The organism is Streptomyces sp. NPDC007095 (assembly GCF_040634475.1).
Lineage (GTDB): Bacteria > Actinomycetota > Actinomycetes > Streptomycetales > Streptomycetaceae > Streptomyces.
The window spans coordinates 1-16,832 of sequence record NZ_JBEYFS010000248.1; the positions used below are offsets into that span (position 1 = coordinate 1).

Consider the following 16,832-nt stretch of genomic DNA (forward strand, 5'->3'; position numbering starts at 1 on the left):
CCCTCGTACTGGACGTACTTGGGTCTGTGCCTGGTGCGGTGAGAGTGCGTGCATGGCGTCGCGGGGCAGACGGGAATTTGACGACAGGGCCTAGGCCAAGGATCCGAACGACAGGTCCTAGCTCACCGGCTTCGTCGCCGTCACCACCCGGTAGGCCATCTCCGCGAGCCGCGCCTGCCCGTCCCTGCTCGGGTGGAACCAGTCCCAGTGGCTCAGCTGGTCCGTGCCGAAGCGGTAGTCGAAGACCGCGCCCCCGTCGAAGCGGCAGTGCTGGTCCTTGGCGCACACCTCCTTCAGGACCTGGTTGTACGCCTCCACCCGGTCCTGCACCGTCGTGCGCCGCCGCATCGCCGCCGTGGTCAGCGAGTCCGCGTCGCTCAGCATCGAGGGGCAGATGCCCAGCTTCCAGATCTGCTTGCCCAGCGGGTTGCTCCGCCCCTCGGACCACAACCGCTTCAGATCCGGCACGCTCGACACGTACACCTGGGTCTTGGGCAGCGCATGGCGCAGCGTGTCCATGGCGTCCTCGAACTCGGCGCGGAACTCGGCGACGGGTGTCATCGCCGACACCGACGAGCGGCAGGCGTCGTTCGCGCCCGCCATCACGGTCACCAGCTCCGGCTTGTTCGTGACGGCCTTTGCCATCTGGTCGGGGAGATCCGCCATCCGGGCGCCGGTCACCGCGTAGTTCCAGCTGCGTTCGGCGGCCCCGGCCTGCCCGAGCAGCCGTACGGCGAGGCTCTTGACCTTCGTGTCGCTGCCCGTCGCCCAGGACACCTCCGGACAGTCGGACAGCACGGTGCACGCGTCGAAGCCGCGGGTGATGGAGTCCCCGACGGCGGCCATCGACTTCGGGCTGCGGTCCCAGGCGGGGGCCGGCTTCGGGAACGCCTTGGCCGTCGTGCCCCCGGGCGCCGGGGAGTTGTCACCGACGGCGTCGCAGCCGGTGACGGCGACACCGAGGAGAGCCGCCGACGCGATGGCCAGGACGGCCCGAGAACGGTGACTCCTGTGACGCATCCCCTGGTCCCCTCGTTCGTCAAGCACGATTGCTCAGCACCATTGCTCAGCACCCATGCGACACGGTTGGCCGACACCCCGCAGTACACAACCGGTCGCACCGCGTCCCCTTGGGTGAAACCTCAATGTTTCTGGGCGCTGGGACCGACGGTACGTCACACTCCTTGCGCCGCCGCACGGTAGCCTCGCCACGTGGCCGCCCTGCCACTGCCGTTCCGCTAAGTTACAAGATGTCTCGCTCTGTCCGGAGGCCCCAGTGACGACACGTGGAGTTCTCTACGTGCACTCCGCGCCCCGCGCGCTGTGCCCGCACGTCGAGTGGGCGGTCGCGGGCGTGCTCGGTACCCGCGTCAACCTCGACTGGATCCGGCAGCCCGCCGCGCCGGGCACCTGGAGATCCGAGTTCTCCTGGAAGGGCGAGGTGGGCACCGCCTCCAAGCTGGCCTCCGCGCTGCGCGGCTGGCAGATGCTGCGCTTCGAGGTCACCGCCGAACCCTGCCCCACGGCCGAGGGCGAGCGCTACAGCTGCACCCCCGAACTGGGCATCTTCCACGCCGTCACCGGAATCCACGGCGACATCCTGATCCCCGAGGACCGCCTGCGCGCCGCCCTCCTGCGCTCCCAGCGGGGCGAGAGCGACCTGGAGTCCGACCTCGCCAAACTCCTGGGCAAGCCCTGGGACGACGAGCTGGAACCCTTCCGCTACGCAGGCGAGGGCGCTCCGGTCCGCTGGCTCCACCAGGTGGTCTGACGCGCCCCAAAGGGGCGCGGGGCTGTGACCTATGCGGCTCCGCCGCGTGGGCGCGACGAGCCCCCACCGCCCCGCACCCGACGAACAAGCGAATGTGGCCCGAACTCCACCAGGGAGTCCGGGCCACACCCGTTCAGTACAACTACCGCACATCTCAGATCGTACGGAACGCCAGCACCACGTTGTGCCCACCGAACCCGAACGAGTCGTTCAGGGCCGCGATGCGGCCCTCGACAGGCAGCTTGCGAGCCTCCCCGCGCACGATGTCGGCGTTCGCCTCGGCCTCGGGGTCGAGGTTCTCCACGTTGATGGTCGGCGGAGCGATCCGGTTGTACAGCGCCAGCACCGACGCCACCGACTCCACACCCCCCGCGCCACCGAGGAGATGACCGGTCATCGACTTGGTCGCGGAGACCGCCATGTGGTCGGCCTCGTCACCGAAGACCTTGCGCAGCGCCTTCAGTTCCGCCACGTCACCGGCGGGCGTCGAGGTCGCGTGCGCGTTCACGTGCACGATCTCGGCCGGGTCCAGGTCGGTGTTGTCGAGCAGGTTCTGCAGGGCGCGGGAGATGCCGCGCCCCTCCGGCTCCGGCTGCACGATGTCGTGGCCGTCGGCGGAGATGCCCTGGCCGACCGCCTCCGCGTACACCCGGGCCCCGCGCGCCGCGGCGTGCTCGGCGGACTCCAGGACGAGGACGCCGGCGCCCTCACCGAGGACGAAGCCGTCACGGGCCACGTCGTAGGGGCGCGAGGCGCCCTGCGGGTCGTCGTTGTTCTTGGACATCGCCATCATGTTGCCGAACGCGGCGATGGGCAGCGGGTGGATCGCCGCCTCCGTACCACCGGCGACGACGACGTCGGCGCGCCCGGTGCGGATCATCTCGATGGCGTAGCCGATGGCCTCGGCGCCCGAGGCGCAGGCCGAGACGGGGGTGTGCACGCCGGCGCGGGCGCCGACGAGCAGGCCCACGTTGGCGGACGGGCCGTTCGGCATGAGCATGGGAACGGTGTGCGGGGAGACGCGGCGGACGCCCTTCTCCTTCAGCACGTCGTACTGGTCGAGCAGCGTCGTCACGCCACCGATGCCGGAGGCGATGACGGTGCCGAGCCGGTCCGGGTCGACGGAGGCGTCGTCGCCGGCCTTGTCGGTGAAACCGGCGTCGGCCCAGGCTTCCTTGGCGGCGATCAGAGCGAACTGCGCCGAGCGGTCGAGACGGCGGGCCTGCGGGCGGGGGATGACCTCGCCCGGCTCCACGGCGATCTGCGCCGCGATACGGACCGCCTGGTCGGCGGCCCAGTCCTGCTCCAGGGCGCGGACACCGGACTTGCCGGCGACGAGGCCCTCCCAGGTAGAGGCTGCGTCGCCACCCAGCGGTGTGGTTGCGCCGATACCGGTGACGACCACGGTGCGATTGGTCGAGCTCACGGGAATTCTTTCTCCAAATACGAGGATTCAGCGGCGCCACCGCCGGGTGGCGGGGCAACGGACTGATCGGTGGACCGGGCCGGGCGAACCAGGCCCGATCGCTGGATCAGGCCTGGTGCTTGAGGATGTAGTCGGTCGCGTCGCCGACGGTCTTGAGGTTCTTGACGTCGTCGTCCGGGATCTTGACGTCGAAGCGCTCTTCGGCGGCGACGACGACCTCGACCATGGACAGCGAGTCGACGTCCAGGTCGTCGGTGAAGGACTTGTCCAGCTGGACGTCCTCGGTGGGGATCCCGGCGATCTCGTTCACGATCTCGGCGAGACCTTCGACGATCTCTTCCTGAGTGGCGGCCATGTCAGGCGCTCCTTCGGTGTGTATCCAGAGAGGGTTGGCGGTATTCCGTACGGACCGGATGATCCGGCACGGAGTGCCTAGGGGAGGGTAACGACCGTCGCGGCGTACACGAGACCCGCCCCGAAGCCGATGACGAGCGCGGTGTCGCCGCTCTTCGCCTCGCCGGTCGCCAGAAGCCGCTCCATCGCGAGCGGGATCGAGGCGGCCGAGGTGTTGCCGGTGGTGCGTACGTCACGCGCGACCGTGACGTGCTGCGGCAGTTTCAACGTCTTCACCATCGAGTCGATGATCCGCTCGTTGGCCTGGTGGGGAATGAAGACGTCCAGGTCGTCCGCGGTGATTCCGGCCGCGTCCAGCGCCTGCTGGGCGACCTTCGCCATCTCGAACACGGCCCAGCGGAACACCGCCTGGCCCTCCTGCGTGATCGCAGGGAACTTGATCTCGCCCTTGGAGTCGAGCGGAAGCTCCGACACGTCGCCGATGCGGAAACGGTCCCACGGCACGGTCTGCTTGATCGTGCCGGCCTTGTCGCCCTCGCTGCCCCACACGGTCGGGCCGATGTGCGGCTCCTCGGAGGGGCCCACGACGACCGCGCCGGCGCCGTCACCGAACAGGAAGGCCGTCGCACGGTCCTCCAGGTCGGTCAGGTCGGACAGCCGCTCCACGCCGATGACGAGGACGTACTCCGCGGAACCCTCGACGATCATGCCCTTGGCGAGCGTGAGGCCGTAGCCGAAGCCCGCGCAGCCGGCGGAGATGTCGAAGGCGGCGGCCTTCTGCGTGCCGAGCTTGTCGGCGATCTCCGTCGCGACGGCCGGAGTCTGGCTGAAGTGCGAGACGGTCGAGACGACCACGGCGCCGATCTGGTCCGCGTTGATCCCGGCGTCGGCGATGGCCTTGCCGGACGCCTCGATCGACATCGCGGCGACGGTCTCCTCGTCGGAGGCCCAGTGGCGGGTCTCGATGCCGGAGCGCGAGCGGATCCACTCGTCGGAGGAGTCGATCGTCTCGAGGATCACCTCGTTCGGCACGACCCGGACGGGACGGTAGCCGCCCACACCCAGGATCCGCGCGTACGGGGCGCCCTTGCTGGGCCTGATCTTCGACATGCTCTGTCGGCTCCTTAGGCCTAGGCGGAGGCGTGCTCTGCGATGAGCTCGCGAGCCGCGTCGAGGTCGTCGGGGGTCTTCAGCGCCAGGGTCTTCACACCCGGCAGCGCGCGCTTGGCGAGCCCGGTCAGGGTGCCGCCCGGGCAGACCTCGATCAGCGCGGTCGCGCCGAGCTCCTGGAAGGTCTCCATGCACAGGTCCCAGCGGACCGGGTTCGCGACCTGGCCGACCAGTCGCTGCACGACCTCGGCGCCGGTCGTGACGGTCTTGCCGTCCTTGTTCGAGACGTACGCGGTCTTCGGGTCCACGGGGCTCAGGGCCTCGGCGGCCCGTGCCAGCGTCTCGACCGCGGGCGCCATGTGGTGCGTGTGGAACGCGCCGGCGACCTTCAGGGCCACCACGCGCCGGACGCCCTCGGGCTTGTCCGCCTCCAGTGCGGCCAGCTGCTCCAGCGTGCCGGCGGCCACGATCTGGCCCCCGCCGTTCACGTTCGCCGGGGTCAGACCGAGCTTCTCCAGGTGCGGGACCGTGGTCTCGGGGTCCCCGCCGAGCAGCGCCGACATACCGGTCTCGGTGATCGCGGCTGCCTCGGCCATCGCCAGGCCCCGGGTGCGCACGAGCTTCAGCGCGGCCGTGGCGTCGAGCACGCCCGCGAACGCGGCGGCGGTGATCTCACCGACGCTGTGACCGGCGACGGCACCGGGGCCGAGCTCGGCGACGTCACCGAGCGCGGCGGCGGAGAGGAGACCGGCGGCGACCAGGAGCGGCTGCGCGACAGCCGTGTCCCGGATCTCGTCCGCGTCTGCCTGCGTGCCGTAGCGGGCAAGGTCGAGCCCGATGGCGTCCGACCACGCGGCGAGGCGGTCGGCGGCACCGGGGAGATCGAGCCAAGGGGTCAGGAAGCCAGGCGTCTGAGCGCCCTGGCCGGGAGCGACGAGTACGAGCACTCTCACACTCTCTCTTGTGGACGGCCACGGCCGCCCGTGGGGACAGGGACGAAGAACACGAAGGGGAATTGTAGAGCCCCGACAAAAGCCTAGGCTTGAGGATCCCCATCGGCCAGACGCCCCAGGATCAGCGCGATCCGCAGTGTGAACGCGGATCGTACATCCGAAGGCGACCAACCGGTGACGTCAGTCACACGTCGGAGCCGGTAGCGCACGGTGTTGGGGTGAACGAAGAGCATCCGGGCCGCGCCTTCGAGACTGCTCGCCTGTTCCAGATAGACACTGAGCGTTTCCAGCAGCGCGGAGCCGGCCTCCTCGAGCGGTCTGTAGATCTCCTCCACCAGTTGCTCGCGGGCCGAGGGGTCCGAGGCGATCGCGCGCTCCGGCAGCAGATCGTCCGCCAGAACCGGGCGCGGGGCGTCCTGCCAGGCGAAACACGCTTTCAGCCCGGCGGCGGCGGCCTGCGCGGAGCGGGTCGCGGCGAGCAGATCGGGCACGATCGGCCCCGCGACGACGGGCCCGGCGGCATACGGCCCGATCAACGACTTCGCGACCCCGAGCGGATTGTCGTTGCCCCCCGCGATGACCACGAGCCGGTCCCCGAGCACACCGGTGAGCACCTGGAGCTTGGCGTGCCGGGCCGCCCGCCGGATCGCCTCGACCGTCAGCTCGCTGTCACCGTCGGGCGCCGTACCCAGCACCACGCAGACATGTTCGGGCGAGTTCCACCCGAGGGCGGCGGCCCGGCTGACGGCACCCTCGTCGGCCTCGCCGGAGAGCACGGCGTTCACGACGAGCGATTCGAGGCGGGCGTCCCAGGCGCCCCGGGCCTCGGCGGCCTGCGCGTACACCTGGGCGGTGGCGAAGGCGATCTCCCGGGCGTACACGAGCAGCGCCTCGCGCAGTACGGACTCGTCCCCCGGGGCGGCGACCTCGTCGATCGCGCTCTCCATGACCTCGATGGTCGTGCGCACCATCTCCACGGTCTGCCGCAGGGTGATAGCCCTGGTCAGCTCGCGTGGCGCGGTCCCGAACACATCGGTGGAGATGGCCTGCGGGGCGTTCGGGCGCCGGAACCACTCGGTGAAGGCCGCGATACCGGCCTGAGCGACGAGCCCGATCCAGGAACGGTTCTCCGGTGGCATGGCCCGGTACCACGGCAGCGTCTCGTCCATCCGCGCGATGGCCTGGGCGGCGAGACTGCCGGAGGACTTCTCCAGCCGCTTCAGGGTCGCGGAGTGCGCGTGGATGTCGTGCGCTGGGCGCTCGGTGTTGCTGGATTCGGGTTCGGGCACGGGACAAGACTGCCTTATCAGGACGGAGGCGTGCGGCGGCGGGTCGCAAGTAGGCGGGGGGAGGGCCTGGGGCGGGGCTACGGTGTCCGTTGTGACGGACGTACGGCGACGACGGCGGAACGAGCGGATCTGATGGACGTACGGCGCGCCGACGAGCGCTACCACGGAGGTGACCCGGACGCCGGGATCATCTCCTTCCACGCCTTCTCCTTCGGACCGCACTACGACCCCGACAACCTCCGCTTCGGTGCGGTGATCGCCTGCAACGAGGAGTCGCTCGCGCCCGGCGCCGGCTTCGACGAACATCCGCACAGCCACACCGAGATCGTGACGTGGGTGGTGGAGGGGGAGCTGACCCATCGCGACTCGGCGGGCCACGAGTCGGTGGTCCGCCCCGGAGACGTCCAGCGGCTCAGCTCCGCGGGCGGCGTCCGGCACGTGGAACGCAACGACGGCTCTGTCCCCCTCGTCTTCGTCCAGATGTGGCTGGCCCCGTTGTCACCCGGCGGCGAACCGTCCTACGAAGTCGTCCACGGCATCGCGGACTCCACGCCGTACGCCGTCCCCGAAGCCGGTGCGATGCTTCATGTGCGGAGGCTGGCAGCGGGGGAGCGGACGGCGGTGCCGGATGCGGGGTTCGTGTACGTCCATGTCGTCCGGGGCGAAGTGCTCCTGGACGGCGAGGAACTGGGCCCCGGCGACGCGGCCCGCATCACCGACGCCAAGGACCTGGAAGCGGTGGCGGGCGCCCCGGCGGAACTGTTGCTGTGGGAGATGACCCCCACGATCTGACTCCCGGGCAGTTCTTCGGCTGCGGGCGGTGGAGACTGGTCGCGCGGTTCCCCGCGCCCCTAAGCGTCGCTGCGCGCATCTTTCAGCCCGTCCGTCGTGTGAGGACGAGGCCGTTCAGGCCGACGCGGCGGGCTGGGGGCGGAGCCCCCAGGCAGGGATCGGACGGGTAGGGGCGGCGGGGGCGAGGAAAACGGTGGGATCAGGCTCGTAGGGCTGTCAGTACGGTGTCCGTGAACGGGGTCCACGCTTCCGTCGCCCAGGCTCCGAACGCGCGGTCCGTGAGGGCGACGCACGCCGCGCCCGCCACCGGGTCGATCCACAGGAACGTACCGGACTGCCCGAAGTGACCGAAGGTCCGGGGCGAGGAGGAAACCCCCGTCCAGTGGGGGGACTTGGAGTCGCGGATCTCGAAGCCGAGCCCCCAGTCGTTGGGGTTCTGGTGGCCGTACCCGGGCAGCACCCCCTTCGTACCGGGGTACTGGACGGTCATGGCCTCCAAGACCGTACGCGGGTCCAGCAGCCGCGGCGCCTGCACCTCGGCCGCGAAGCGCACCAGGTCCGCCACCGTCGACACCCCGTCCTTCGCGGGCGAGCCGTCCAGCGACGTCCTCGTCATCCCCAGCGGCTCCAGCACCGCCTGCCGCAGATACTCCCCGAAGGGGATGTCGGTCGCCTTGGCGACATGGTCCCCGAGCACCTCGAACCCGGCGTTGGAGTACAGCCGCCGCTCCCCGGGCGCGGCCGTCACCCGGTGCTCGTCGAACGCGAGCCCGGAGGTGTGCGCGAGGAGATGACGGACCGTCGACCCGGCCGGCCCGGCAGGCTCGTCGAGCTCGATCGCCCCCTCCTCGTACGCGACGAGCGCGGCGTACGCGGCCAGCGGCTTGGTGACCGAGGCGAGGGCGAAACGGTGATCGACGAGGCCGTGCGACCCGAGCACCTCCCCGTCCGCGCGGACGACGGCCGCGGCCGCCGTGGGAACGGGCCAGTTCTCGATCGACGCCAGGCTGCGCTGCAAAGACATGCCTAAGAGCCTAAGCGGCTCACAGCTGCAGCCGCATCGACGGGTCGGGCTTGCGGACGAATCCGAGCGAGGCGTACAGCGGCTCGGCCGCGGCGGACGCGTTGAGGTCGACCTGGAGGACGTCCCGTTCGCGGAACCAGTCGAGGAGCGTCTCCATGCACGCTCGCGCGTACCCCCGCCGCCGCGCGTCCGGATCGGTCGCGACGCTGAAGACGTGCCCGACCGCGCCGTGCGGATTGCCCGCGCGCCCGATCCGGTACTCGACCGTCCCCGCGACGAGCGCCGCCAGAGCGCCGGGCCGGTCGGGGTGGTCCGGGTGGTCCACGACGAAGGCCGCGAAGTCCCCGTCGGGGTCGGCGAGCCTGCCGCGTACGGTCGGGAGGGACTGGGCGTGCCACTCGGTGGACGGGGGGCCGGCGGAGGCGAAGACCGAGTCGATCATCACCTGGCGCAGGCGCAGTACTTCCTCGGCGTCCTCGGGCACGGCACGGCGTACGAGACTCATGATCCGCACCGTAGTCAGGGTGCCCCGCGCACGTCTCCGTATTTTCGGCGGACGTCCGTCGGACGTCGCCGCACGAGTTCTCACCCGAATCCGCTTGCTTCGAGTGCACTCGAAGGTTTTAGCGTGGAGGTCATGACGGTGATGGAGACCACGGCCGAGGCCGCCGAGACCGGCACCAGTACGCGTACCCGGGACTGCGCCGCCCCACCTCACCGGCACCGGCGCCCGGACGGCCAGGACAACTACACGATCAGCGAGGTCGTCGCCTTCACCGGCCTCACCGCGCACACCCTGCGCTGGTACGAGCGGATCGGGCTGATGCCGCACATCGACCGCTCGCACACCGGCCAGCGCCGCTACAGCAACCGCGACCTGGACTGGCTCGACCTCGTCGGCAAGCTCCGGCTCACCGGTATGCCGGTCGCCGACATGGTCCGGTACGCGGAGCTGGTGCGCGAGGGGGACGACACCTACATCGCGCGCTTCGAGCTCCTGGAGGCGACCCGCCGGGACGTCAAGGCGCGGATCGCCGAGCTCCAGGACACCCTGGCGGTTCTCGACCACAAGATCAGTTTCTACGCGGACGCCGGGCGTGCCCTGGCGTCGGAGAGGTCCCGATGACGGACGGCAAGATCGCAAAGGTGGAGCTGGGCACCGGCGGCCCCGAGGTCGGCGTACAGGGCCTCGGCTGTATGGGCATGAGCGCCGCGTACGGGCCCACGGACGCCGACGAGGCCCGGGCCACCCTGGAACGGGCGCTGGAACTCGGCGTCACGCTCTTCGACACGGCCGACGTGTACGGCCTGGGGGAGAACGAGAAGTTCATCTCGCCCTTCGTCAAGGCGCACCGCGACGAGGTGGTCCTCGCCTCGAAGTTCGGCATCTTCCGTGATCCCGCCGAGCCGACGAAGCGGACCATCCGCAACGACACGCCGTACATCCGCCGGGCCGTCGAGGGGAGCCTGCGGCGGCTGGACGTCGAGGTCATCGACCTCTACTACATGCACCGCCGTGACGTGAACATCCCCATCGAGGAGACCGTCGCCACGATGGCCGAGCTGGTGCGCGAGGGCAAGGTCAAGCACCTCGGGCTGAGCGAGGTCACCGGCGGGGAGCTGCGCGCCGCGCACGCCGTGCACCCGATCGCGGCCGTGCAGTCGGAGTGGTCGCTGTTCAGCAGGGACATCGAGGCGGGCGTGGTGCCTGCGGTCCGTGAGCTGGGCGTCGCTCTGGTGCCGTACTCACCGCTCGGGCGCGGTTTCCTCACCGGTTCGTTCGTCCACGCCGAGGATCTGACCTCGGACGACTTCCGCCGTACGATGCCGCGTTTCACCGGCGACAACGCGGCCGCCAACGCCGCGCTGCTGGAGCCGGTGCGTGCGGTCGCCGAGGCGCACGGGGCGTCGCCGGGGCAGATCGCGCTGGCCTGGGTGCAGCAGCAGGCTTCGTCGCTCGGGTTGCCGGTGGTGCCGATTCCGGGCACGCGCAGGCGCAGCAGGGTCGAGGAGAACACCGCGGCCACGCGGATCGTCCTGACGGAGGACGAGTTGGCGGTGCTGGAGCCGATCGCCTCGAAGGTGGCCGGGGAGCGGTACGCGGACATGTCGTTCTCGTCGGCGGGGCGGGAGTAGAGCCGCGCCCCGCAGCCGGCATCAGAGCTCGGCCAGCAGTTCCGCCTTCTTCGTCGTGAACTCCTCGTCCGTGACCAGGCCCGCCTGGTGGAGTTCGCCGAGGTGACGGATGCGGTCGGCGATGTCGGCCGGGTCGCGGCGGGGAGCCGCGGCCGCGGTCACCGGGGCGGGAGCCGAGGCCCGTACGGCCGCGAGGACCGACGCGGCGAACGGGAGGGACTCGTGGACGGGGCCGTAACCGAGGCCGAAGACGACCGCCGCCGGGTCCTGGTCCGCCTGGGCGGGCTGTGCGGTGGCGGGCTCGCGCCGCAGGAGCCGCAGATGGCCCTCGAAGACCTCGGGGGAGCGCCACTCGACCCCGCTGAGGCCGGTGACCGGGAAGCTCTGGTCGCCGGCCTTCCACTTGGCGGAGGACGCGCCCGTCCAGAACCAGCGGAAGGACACCGCCTTGCCGTCGAAGGAGGCTTTTCCGTCGTACGCCTTGAAGTTCAGCGGCGCCTCGGGCGGCGCGACGAGGTAGCGCTCGGGTGGTTGGGCGTCCTCGGTGAGCGCGGCGCGCAGTTCGTCCGCGTAGTACTCGGCGAGGGTCTCCCGGTCGGCCGGCAGCACCAGCCGATAGGGATCGCCCCCTTCCTTCAGCTGCCCCGCGGCCGCCTCCATCAGCGGGTCGGCGCCCGCTCGCGGCACGGCGTGCAGGACGACCGTTCCGCGCTTGCCCGGCGTCAGTGTGACCCCCGCTATCGCCTCCAGGGGGATACGCCTTTCGCCGAGCGCCTGGAACAGCTTCGGCGAACGGATCCCCCGTTCGAAGCGGATGAGCACGGAGTCGGACTCGAACTCCCAGGCGGCATGAAATCCGGCCAGTACGTCACCCATGCGGGCCATCGTAAGCGGCTCGCACGTCTGCGTCGCCTCCCCGGGCGGACCGCAGTTCTTCGTCCTCTACGCGCGTCCGACCGCCGGGGCGTCGGACAAACCCTGTCGGCACGCGTCATCCTCGTGTGCGCACTGCACCGCCTGGTACGCGCCAATGCCGATCTCGGCGAAGTTGCGCAGGCTCTCGGTGCCCGGCTCGAAATAGCCTCCGTGGCCGTTCGCGCCCCGCGCGGACAGCACCCGGGCCCCGAACGCCTTCGACACCGGGTCGGCGCCGTGTCCGAGCCCCCCCAATTCGAGGTAGGGCACGTCCTGGATCCAGTCACCGGAGTCCCGCATCGCCCAGACCCGGGCGGTGGTGTGCAGCGAGGACGCCTTCTGGGCCCGCATGCCGGGGCTGCCGGCGACCGCTATGTCGGAGACCCGGGAGGGCATGGTGCGGGCGGCGAGGCCGCACAGCACCGAGCCGTAGCTGTGGCAGTAGAGCGCGACGGGTGCACGGCCGGGCAGGGCGCGCAGCAGCGCGTTCAGCCGGATCGCGCCCTCCTCGGCGCGGCTGCCGGTGGCGGCGTCCATGCCGAGTCCGCTGGGCGTGGTGTAGTCGGCCCAGGCGATCACGGCCGTACGGGCCAGGGGGGCGGCGGCGTGCTCGGCCCCGTACAGGGCCTGCGCCATGCCGACCGGCGCCGAGTACTTCTTGTTGGTGCGCTGGAACGTGAGCAGATCGGTGTCGACGCCCGGCACCACGATGGAGATCCGCTCGGCCCGGTCGAGGTTTCCGAAGACCTCCGCGACCCGGCCCGAACCCATGGGGTCGAAGGCGAGGAAATCGCGCCCCTTCTGCAGCATCGCCTCGTAGCGGTGCATGCGGCGCCCGGCCTGCTGCTGTCCCAGGGACGAGAGCCGGTTGTCGTGCATGCGCTTCTTCTCGACCTTGCGCTGCTGGCCGATGGCGACGCGGTTGGCCTCGTAGCGCAGGGGTACGGGCGCGCCGTTCATGTTGCCGACCGCGAGCGGATAGCGGTGGGCGAGACCGGTGCGCTCGCGGGCGTCGAGGGACGCGAAGAAGCGGGCGAGGCGGCTCGGCGTGGAGTCCGGGTCAGGCAGTCGCTGTCCGGCGACGCTGCCGTGCTCCCACGCGGAGCGGGACGCCTGGAGAGGGGTTGCCCCTCGATGGCCCTGGAGTGCGGTCCAGCCACTTGTGGCCAGCATCACGAACACCACGGCCAGCGCGAGCAGTGCGCGCCAGACGTTCAGTTGGGGGGATGTGTCGAAGGAAGTCACTGAGAGGACACCCTAGGAGAAGGTTGGCGCCTCCCGTTAAACGAGTGACTGGTATCACGTTTCTCGCAGGGTAATTGGGGCAAACCGGGTTCAGTTTCAGATAAGTAGTGACGCTGTGTGCCCGGAGTTGATCGTTCCGTGTGGCGTTCCGTGCGTCATTCGCACGTCACTCGGCACGTCACTCCGTTCGTCATTCCAACGTCACCGCATGCGTCACTCCGTGCGCCACTTCTCCGCCAACGCGGGCCCCACCTGGTCGAGGTAAGCGGTGGTCAACTCGCGGATCGCCGGGATGCTGTGATCGGTTCCCTCGCTCCACAGGCGGCCCGTGATACGCATCACTCCGCCGAACACGGCCACCGCGACGCGCGGTCTCGGGTCCGCGTCCACGTCGAGTCCCTCGCGCTCGGCGATGACCCGCGCGATCTCCTCCTCCAGTTCCGCGGAGCGACGCAGATAGGCGGCGAGGAGGGCGGGTGTCGACTCGATCAACTGGTAGGCGCGCATGTGCAGTTCGAGCGGCACGACGGACTCGATCGACTCGCCGATGGTGTCCCAGCCCTCCAGGACGGCGCGACGCAGCGCCTCCAACGGGGCTTCCTGGGGCGGGCGTTCGCGCACGGCGGCGAGGAAGCGCGCCTCAGCGACCCCCTGGGTGAACAGGGCGACCTCCTCCTTGCCCGTGAAGTAGCGGAAGAAGGTGCGCTGCGAGACGTCGACGGCCTCCGCGATCTCGTCGACGGTCGTCCGCTCGTAACCCTGGGTGGTGAACAGTTCGAGGGCGGCCCGCAGCAGCGCCTCCCGGGTGCGCTGCTTCTTGCGCTCGCGCAGGCCTGCCCGGGGCGACGTCTCGTCGGCGGTCGTCTCCATGAGGTCCTCTTCTGTTCTTTCAGCCCAGCTCAGCGTACTGGTGGGTGACGTGACAGTTACCGACTTGTGAATTGGTTTGTCAACTGTCAGTGGCTGTCACTAGCCTCGAAGGTATGACTAGTCAGACCACCATCGACACGACGGGTTCGGGGGACAAGGCTCCGGTCACTCCCTCGGACAAGGCGCCGTCCGACGGGCTGCGCGGCCATCCGTGGTTCACCCTGTTCACCGTTGCCGTCGGCGTCATGATGGTCGCCCTGGACGGCACCATCGTGGCCATCGCCAACCCGGCCATCCAGAAGGACCTGGGCGCGAGCTTCGCCGACGTCCAGTGGATCACCAACGGCTACTTCCTCGCGCTCGCGGTCACCCTGATCACCGCGGGCAAGCTCGGTGACCGCTTCGGGCACCGGCAGACCTTCCTCATAGGCGTGGTCGGTTTCGCCACGGCCTCCGGCGCGATCGGCTTCTCCAGCAGCATCGCCCTGGTCGTCACCTTCCGCGTCTTCCAGGGTCTGTTCGGCGCGCTGCTGATGCCGGCCGCGCTCGGCCTGCTGAGGGCCACCTTCCCGGCCGAGAAGCTGAACATGGCGATCGGCATCTGGGGCATGGTCATCGGCGCCTCCACCGCGGGCGGCCCGATCCTCGGCGGTCTGCTGGTCCAGCACGTCAGCTGGCAGTCGGTGTTCTTCATCAACGTGCCGGTGGGCGTCATCGCGCTGATCCTCGGCCTGATGATCCTCCTCGACCACCGCGCCGAGAACGCCCCCCGCTCCTTCGACGTCCTGGGCATCGCGCTGCTCTCCGGCGCCATGTTCTGCCTGGTCTGGGCGCTCATCAAGGCCCCGGCCTGGGGCTGGGGCTCCGGCCTGACCTGGACGTTCCTGGGCGCCTCGGTGCTCGGCTTCGTGCTCTTCGCCCTGTGGGAGAAGCGGGTCGAGGAGCCGCTGATCCCGCTGGGGCTGTTCCGCTCCGTACCGCTGTCGGCCGGTGTGGTCCTCATGGTGCTGATGGCCATCGCCTTCCTGGGCGGCCTTTTCTTTGTCACGTTCTACTTGCAGAACGTGCACGGCATGAGCCCGGTCGACGCCGGTCTGCACCTCCTCCCGCTCACCGGAATGATGATCGTGGGCTCGCCGCTGGCCGGCGCGCTGATCACCAAGACGGGCCCGCGCATCCCGCTGGCGGGCGGCATGGCCCTCACCGCGATCTCCATGTACGGCATGTCCACGCTGGACACGGGCACCAGCGGCGCCGTGATGTCGCTCTGGTTCGCCGGTCTCGGTCTCGGCCTCGCGCCGGTCATGGTCGGCGCCACCGAGGTCATCGTGGGCAACGCGCCGATGGAGCTCTCCGGCGTGGCCGGCGGTCTCCAGCAGGCCGCGATGCAGATCGGCGGCAGCCTCGGTACTGCCGTGCTGGGCGCCGTGATGGCCTCCAAGGTCGACAGCGACCTCGCGGGCAACTGGGCCGACGCCAAGCTGCCGCCGCTCACTCCGGCCCAGCTCGACCAGGCCTCCGAAGCCGTCCAGGTCGGCGCCGCACCGGTCGCCCCGGGCACCCCGGCCGCACTCGCCGAGAAGATCACGACCGTCGCCCACGACACGTTCATCTCCGGCATGAGCCTGGCCTGCCTGGTCGCCGCCGGGGTCGCCGTCGTGGCGGTCTTCGTCGCGCTCCTCACCAAGCGGGGCGAGAACGCCGAGGCGGCGGGGGCGGGCGCCGGCCATATCTGAGTCCGCGCGTCCGACCAGCCCTTTTATGTACAGGTTTCACCTATCTGGGTGACACCACTGAAGATCCCTCCCGTCGGCAGCCGTCGCACGTCACAGTGGGTCAAGTCCTCCGCACGACATGGGAGGACCACCGGAACTGCGGCGCGCTGCCGGAGGGGGGCGGCGCGCCCGCGGTCCGGAGAGGGCGGGTGGGGCGCCCGGCCAGGGCGCCCCTTCAGGGGCGCGGGGAACTGCGCGCCCAGCCACATCGGACCCGCACCCGACAACGAACCCTCCGCGCGTTAGCGCGAATGCTCTTCCGCACCCCCCGGCACCGGGTGCCGAACCCCACCGGCCAGCGCGGCCACCTCCGCACGGAGCGCCCGCACTTCCTCCGTGAGCGACTCGATCGCCGCCGTCTGCCGCCGCTCCTCCACGTCGTCCTTCTCGAACCGCGAGATGAACCACGCGGCGATGTTCGCGGTCACGACACCGAGCAGCGCGATCCCGGAGAGCATCAGCCCGACCGCGATCATCCGCCCGAGGCCGGTGGTCGGCGCGTGATCCCCGTACCCCACCGTCGTCATCGTGGTGAACGACCACCACACGGCGTCACCCAGCGTCTTGATGTTCCCGTTCGGCGACTCCCGCTCCACCGACAGCACCGCGAGCGAGCCGAACATCAGCAGCCCGACGACCGCGCCCCCGACGTAGGTCGTCAGCCGGATCTGCTGATCCATCCGAGCCCGGCGCCCGACGAGCGTGAGCGTCGCGACGAGCCGCAGCAGCCGCAGCGGCTGGAGGATCGGAAGGATCACCGCGCACAGGTCCATCCAGTGCGTACGGACGAAGTCCTTGCGGTCCCGGACGAGTATGAGGCGCACGAGATAGTCGGCGGCGAACGCGCCCCACACCGTCCACTCCACGGCCGTGCACGCGCCCGTCAGGCCACGGCTCGCGTCGCTGTCCACGATCGGCACGGCATAGGCGACGGCGAAGGCCACCGCGAGCCCCAGCAGGGGCCGCTGTGTGCGCTGCTCCCAACGGACCTGCACCGATTGCTCGTTCATGTGCGCATCGTAGGTGCACACAGCACACGTAAGGGGCGCGGAAAACTGGGTGCCCCAGCTCCCCGCGCCCCTAGGTCCTGTCGTCAAATTCCCGTCGTCCGCCCGGAGGGCGGGCCCTGCGGCGTCAGGTGCGTGCTCTCGGCGTGCCGGGCACAGGCCCTC

Annotated in this window: 17 protein-coding genes; 5 read left to right on the top strand and 12 right to left on the bottom strand. The window is 70.3% G+C overall.

Translation table 11 applies throughout. The features are described from left to right. Nucleotides 1–117: 117 nt before the first annotated feature. Nucleotides 118–1,020 carry an SGNH/GDSL hydrolase family protein gene (locus ABZ656_RS48540; RefSeq protein WP_101405370.1) on the bottom strand — a complete coding sequence of 301 codons (903 nt, stop codon included), beginning with the start codon at nucleotides 1,018–1,020 and terminating at the stop codon, nucleotides 118–120. Between the two features lie 256 nt (nucleotides 1,021–1,276). Between ABZ656_RS48540 and ABZ656_RS48545 the strand changes: the two genes are divergently transcribed. Next, nucleotides 1,277–1,771, top strand: coding sequence for a DUF3145 domain-containing protein (locus ABZ656_RS48545; RefSeq protein ID WP_067369479.1), 495 nt, complete (start codon nucleotides 1,277–1,279; stop codon nucleotides 1,769–1,771). A gap of 154 nt (nucleotides 1,772–1,925) precedes the next feature. Here ABZ656_RS48545 and fabF read toward each other — a convergent pair whose 3' ends face one another. The 5 genes from fabF to fasR form a co-directional block, all read right to left on the bottom strand. Continuing rightward, a complete protein-coding gene (gene fabF / locus ABZ656_RS48550) occupies nucleotides 1,926–3,197 on the bottom strand; it encodes a beta-ketoacyl-ACP synthase II (protein WP_101405371.1) in 1,272 nt (423 codons plus the stop codon). Nucleotides 3,198–3,303: 106 nt separating this feature from the next. After that, the gene (locus ABZ656_RS48555; protein ID WP_028800941.1) at nucleotides 3,304–3,552 is read right to left on the bottom strand and encodes an acyl carrier protein; all 249 of its coding nucleotides are present in this window, start codon (nucleotides 3,550–3,552) and stop codon (nucleotides 3,304–3,306) included. 77 nt (nucleotides 3,553–3,629) lie between these two features. Continuing rightward, nucleotides 3,630–4,661, bottom strand: a complete 1,032-nt coding sequence (locus ABZ656_RS48560) for a ketoacyl-ACP synthase III (RefSeq protein ID WP_054231010.1) — start codon at nucleotides 4,659–4,661, stop codon at nucleotides 3,630–3,632. A 20-nt stretch (nucleotides 4,662–4,681) separates the two neighbouring features. Then, entirely contained in the window at nucleotides 4,682–5,608 is a 927-nt protein-coding gene (locus tag ABZ656_RS48565; protein WP_101405372.1) for an ACP S-malonyltransferase, read from the bottom strand. Between the two features lie 89 nt (nucleotides 5,609–5,697). Beyond that, nucleotides 5,698–6,903, bottom strand: a complete 1,206-nt coding sequence (fasR, locus tag ABZ656_RS48570) for a fatty acid biosynthesis transcriptional regulator FasR (protein WP_351697298.1) — start codon at nucleotides 6,901–6,903, stop codon at nucleotides 5,698–5,700. A gap of 129 nt (nucleotides 6,904–7,032) precedes the next feature. Between fasR and ABZ656_RS48575 the strand changes: the two genes are divergently transcribed. Further along, nucleotides 7,033–7,695: a pirin family protein gene (locus tag ABZ656_RS48575; RefSeq protein WP_360277777.1), complete on the top strand. Its 663-nt coding sequence runs from the start codon at nucleotides 7,033–7,035 to the stop codon at nucleotides 7,693–7,695. 199 nt (nucleotides 7,696–7,894) lie between these two features. Here the strand turns inward: ABZ656_RS48575 and ABZ656_RS48580 are convergent, their stop codons facing one another. After that, nucleotides 7,895–8,719, bottom strand: coding sequence for a serine hydrolase domain-containing protein (locus ABZ656_RS48580; RefSeq protein WP_360277762.1), 825 nt, complete (start codon nucleotides 8,717–8,719; stop codon nucleotides 7,895–7,897). A 19-nt stretch (nucleotides 8,720–8,738) separates the two neighbouring features. Continuing rightward, nucleotides 8,739–9,224, bottom strand: coding sequence for a GNAT family N-acetyltransferase (locus ABZ656_RS48585; RefSeq protein ID WP_101408167.1), 486 nt, complete (start codon nucleotides 9,222–9,224; stop codon nucleotides 8,739–8,741). A gap of 132 nt (nucleotides 9,225–9,356) precedes the next feature. Here ABZ656_RS48585 and ABZ656_RS48590 point away from each other — a divergent pair, with 132 nt between their 5' ends. Beyond that, nucleotides 9,357–9,845, top strand: coding sequence for a MerR family transcriptional regulator (locus tag ABZ656_RS48590; RefSeq protein ID WP_101408168.1), 489 nt, complete (start codon nucleotides 9,357–9,359; stop codon nucleotides 9,843–9,845). Then, nucleotides 9,842–10,855 (top strand): aldo/keto reductase, encoded by a 1,014-nt coding sequence (locus tag ABZ656_RS48595; RefSeq protein WP_360277767.1) that lies wholly within the window; start codon nucleotides 9,842–9,844, stop codon nucleotides 10,853–10,855. The genes ABZ656_RS48590 and ABZ656_RS48595 overlap by 4 nt, the downstream gene beginning before the upstream one ends. 21 nt (nucleotides 10,856–10,876) lie before the next feature. Here the strand turns inward: ABZ656_RS48595 and ABZ656_RS48600 are convergent, their stop codons facing one another. The 3 genes from ABZ656_RS48600 to ABZ656_RS48610 form a co-directional block, all read right to left on the bottom strand. After that, nucleotides 10,877–11,740 (bottom strand): DUF4429 domain-containing protein, encoded by an 864-nt coding sequence (locus ABZ656_RS48600; RefSeq protein ID WP_101405378.1) that lies wholly within the window; start codon nucleotides 11,738–11,740, stop codon nucleotides 10,877–10,879. A 57-nt stretch (nucleotides 11,741–11,797) separates the two neighbouring features. Further along, nucleotides 11,798–13,015, bottom strand: coding sequence for an alpha/beta hydrolase (locus ABZ656_RS48605; protein WP_101405379.1), 1,218 nt, complete (start codon nucleotides 13,013–13,015; stop codon nucleotides 11,798–11,800). 213 nt (nucleotides 13,016–13,228) lie between these two features. Then, nucleotides 13,229–13,885: a TetR family transcriptional regulator gene (locus ABZ656_RS48610; RefSeq protein WP_360277771.1), complete on the bottom strand. Its 657-nt coding sequence runs from the start codon at nucleotides 13,883–13,885 to the stop codon at nucleotides 13,229–13,231. Between the two features lie 113 nt (nucleotides 13,886–13,998). Here ABZ656_RS48610 and ABZ656_RS48615 point away from each other — a divergent pair, with 113 nt between their 5' ends. Beyond that, a complete protein-coding gene (locus ABZ656_RS48615) occupies nucleotides 13,999–15,621 on the top strand; it encodes an MFS transporter (RefSeq protein WP_360277774.1) in 1,623 nt (540 codons plus the stop codon). 281 nt (nucleotides 15,622–15,902) lie between these two features. Here the strand turns inward: ABZ656_RS48615 and ABZ656_RS48620 are convergent, their stop codons facing one another. Next, entirely contained in the window at nucleotides 15,903–16,670 is a 768-nt protein-coding gene (locus ABZ656_RS48620) for a potassium channel family protein (RefSeq protein WP_101405382.1), read from the bottom strand. Between the last annotated feature and the right edge of the window lie 162 nt (nucleotides 16,671–16,832).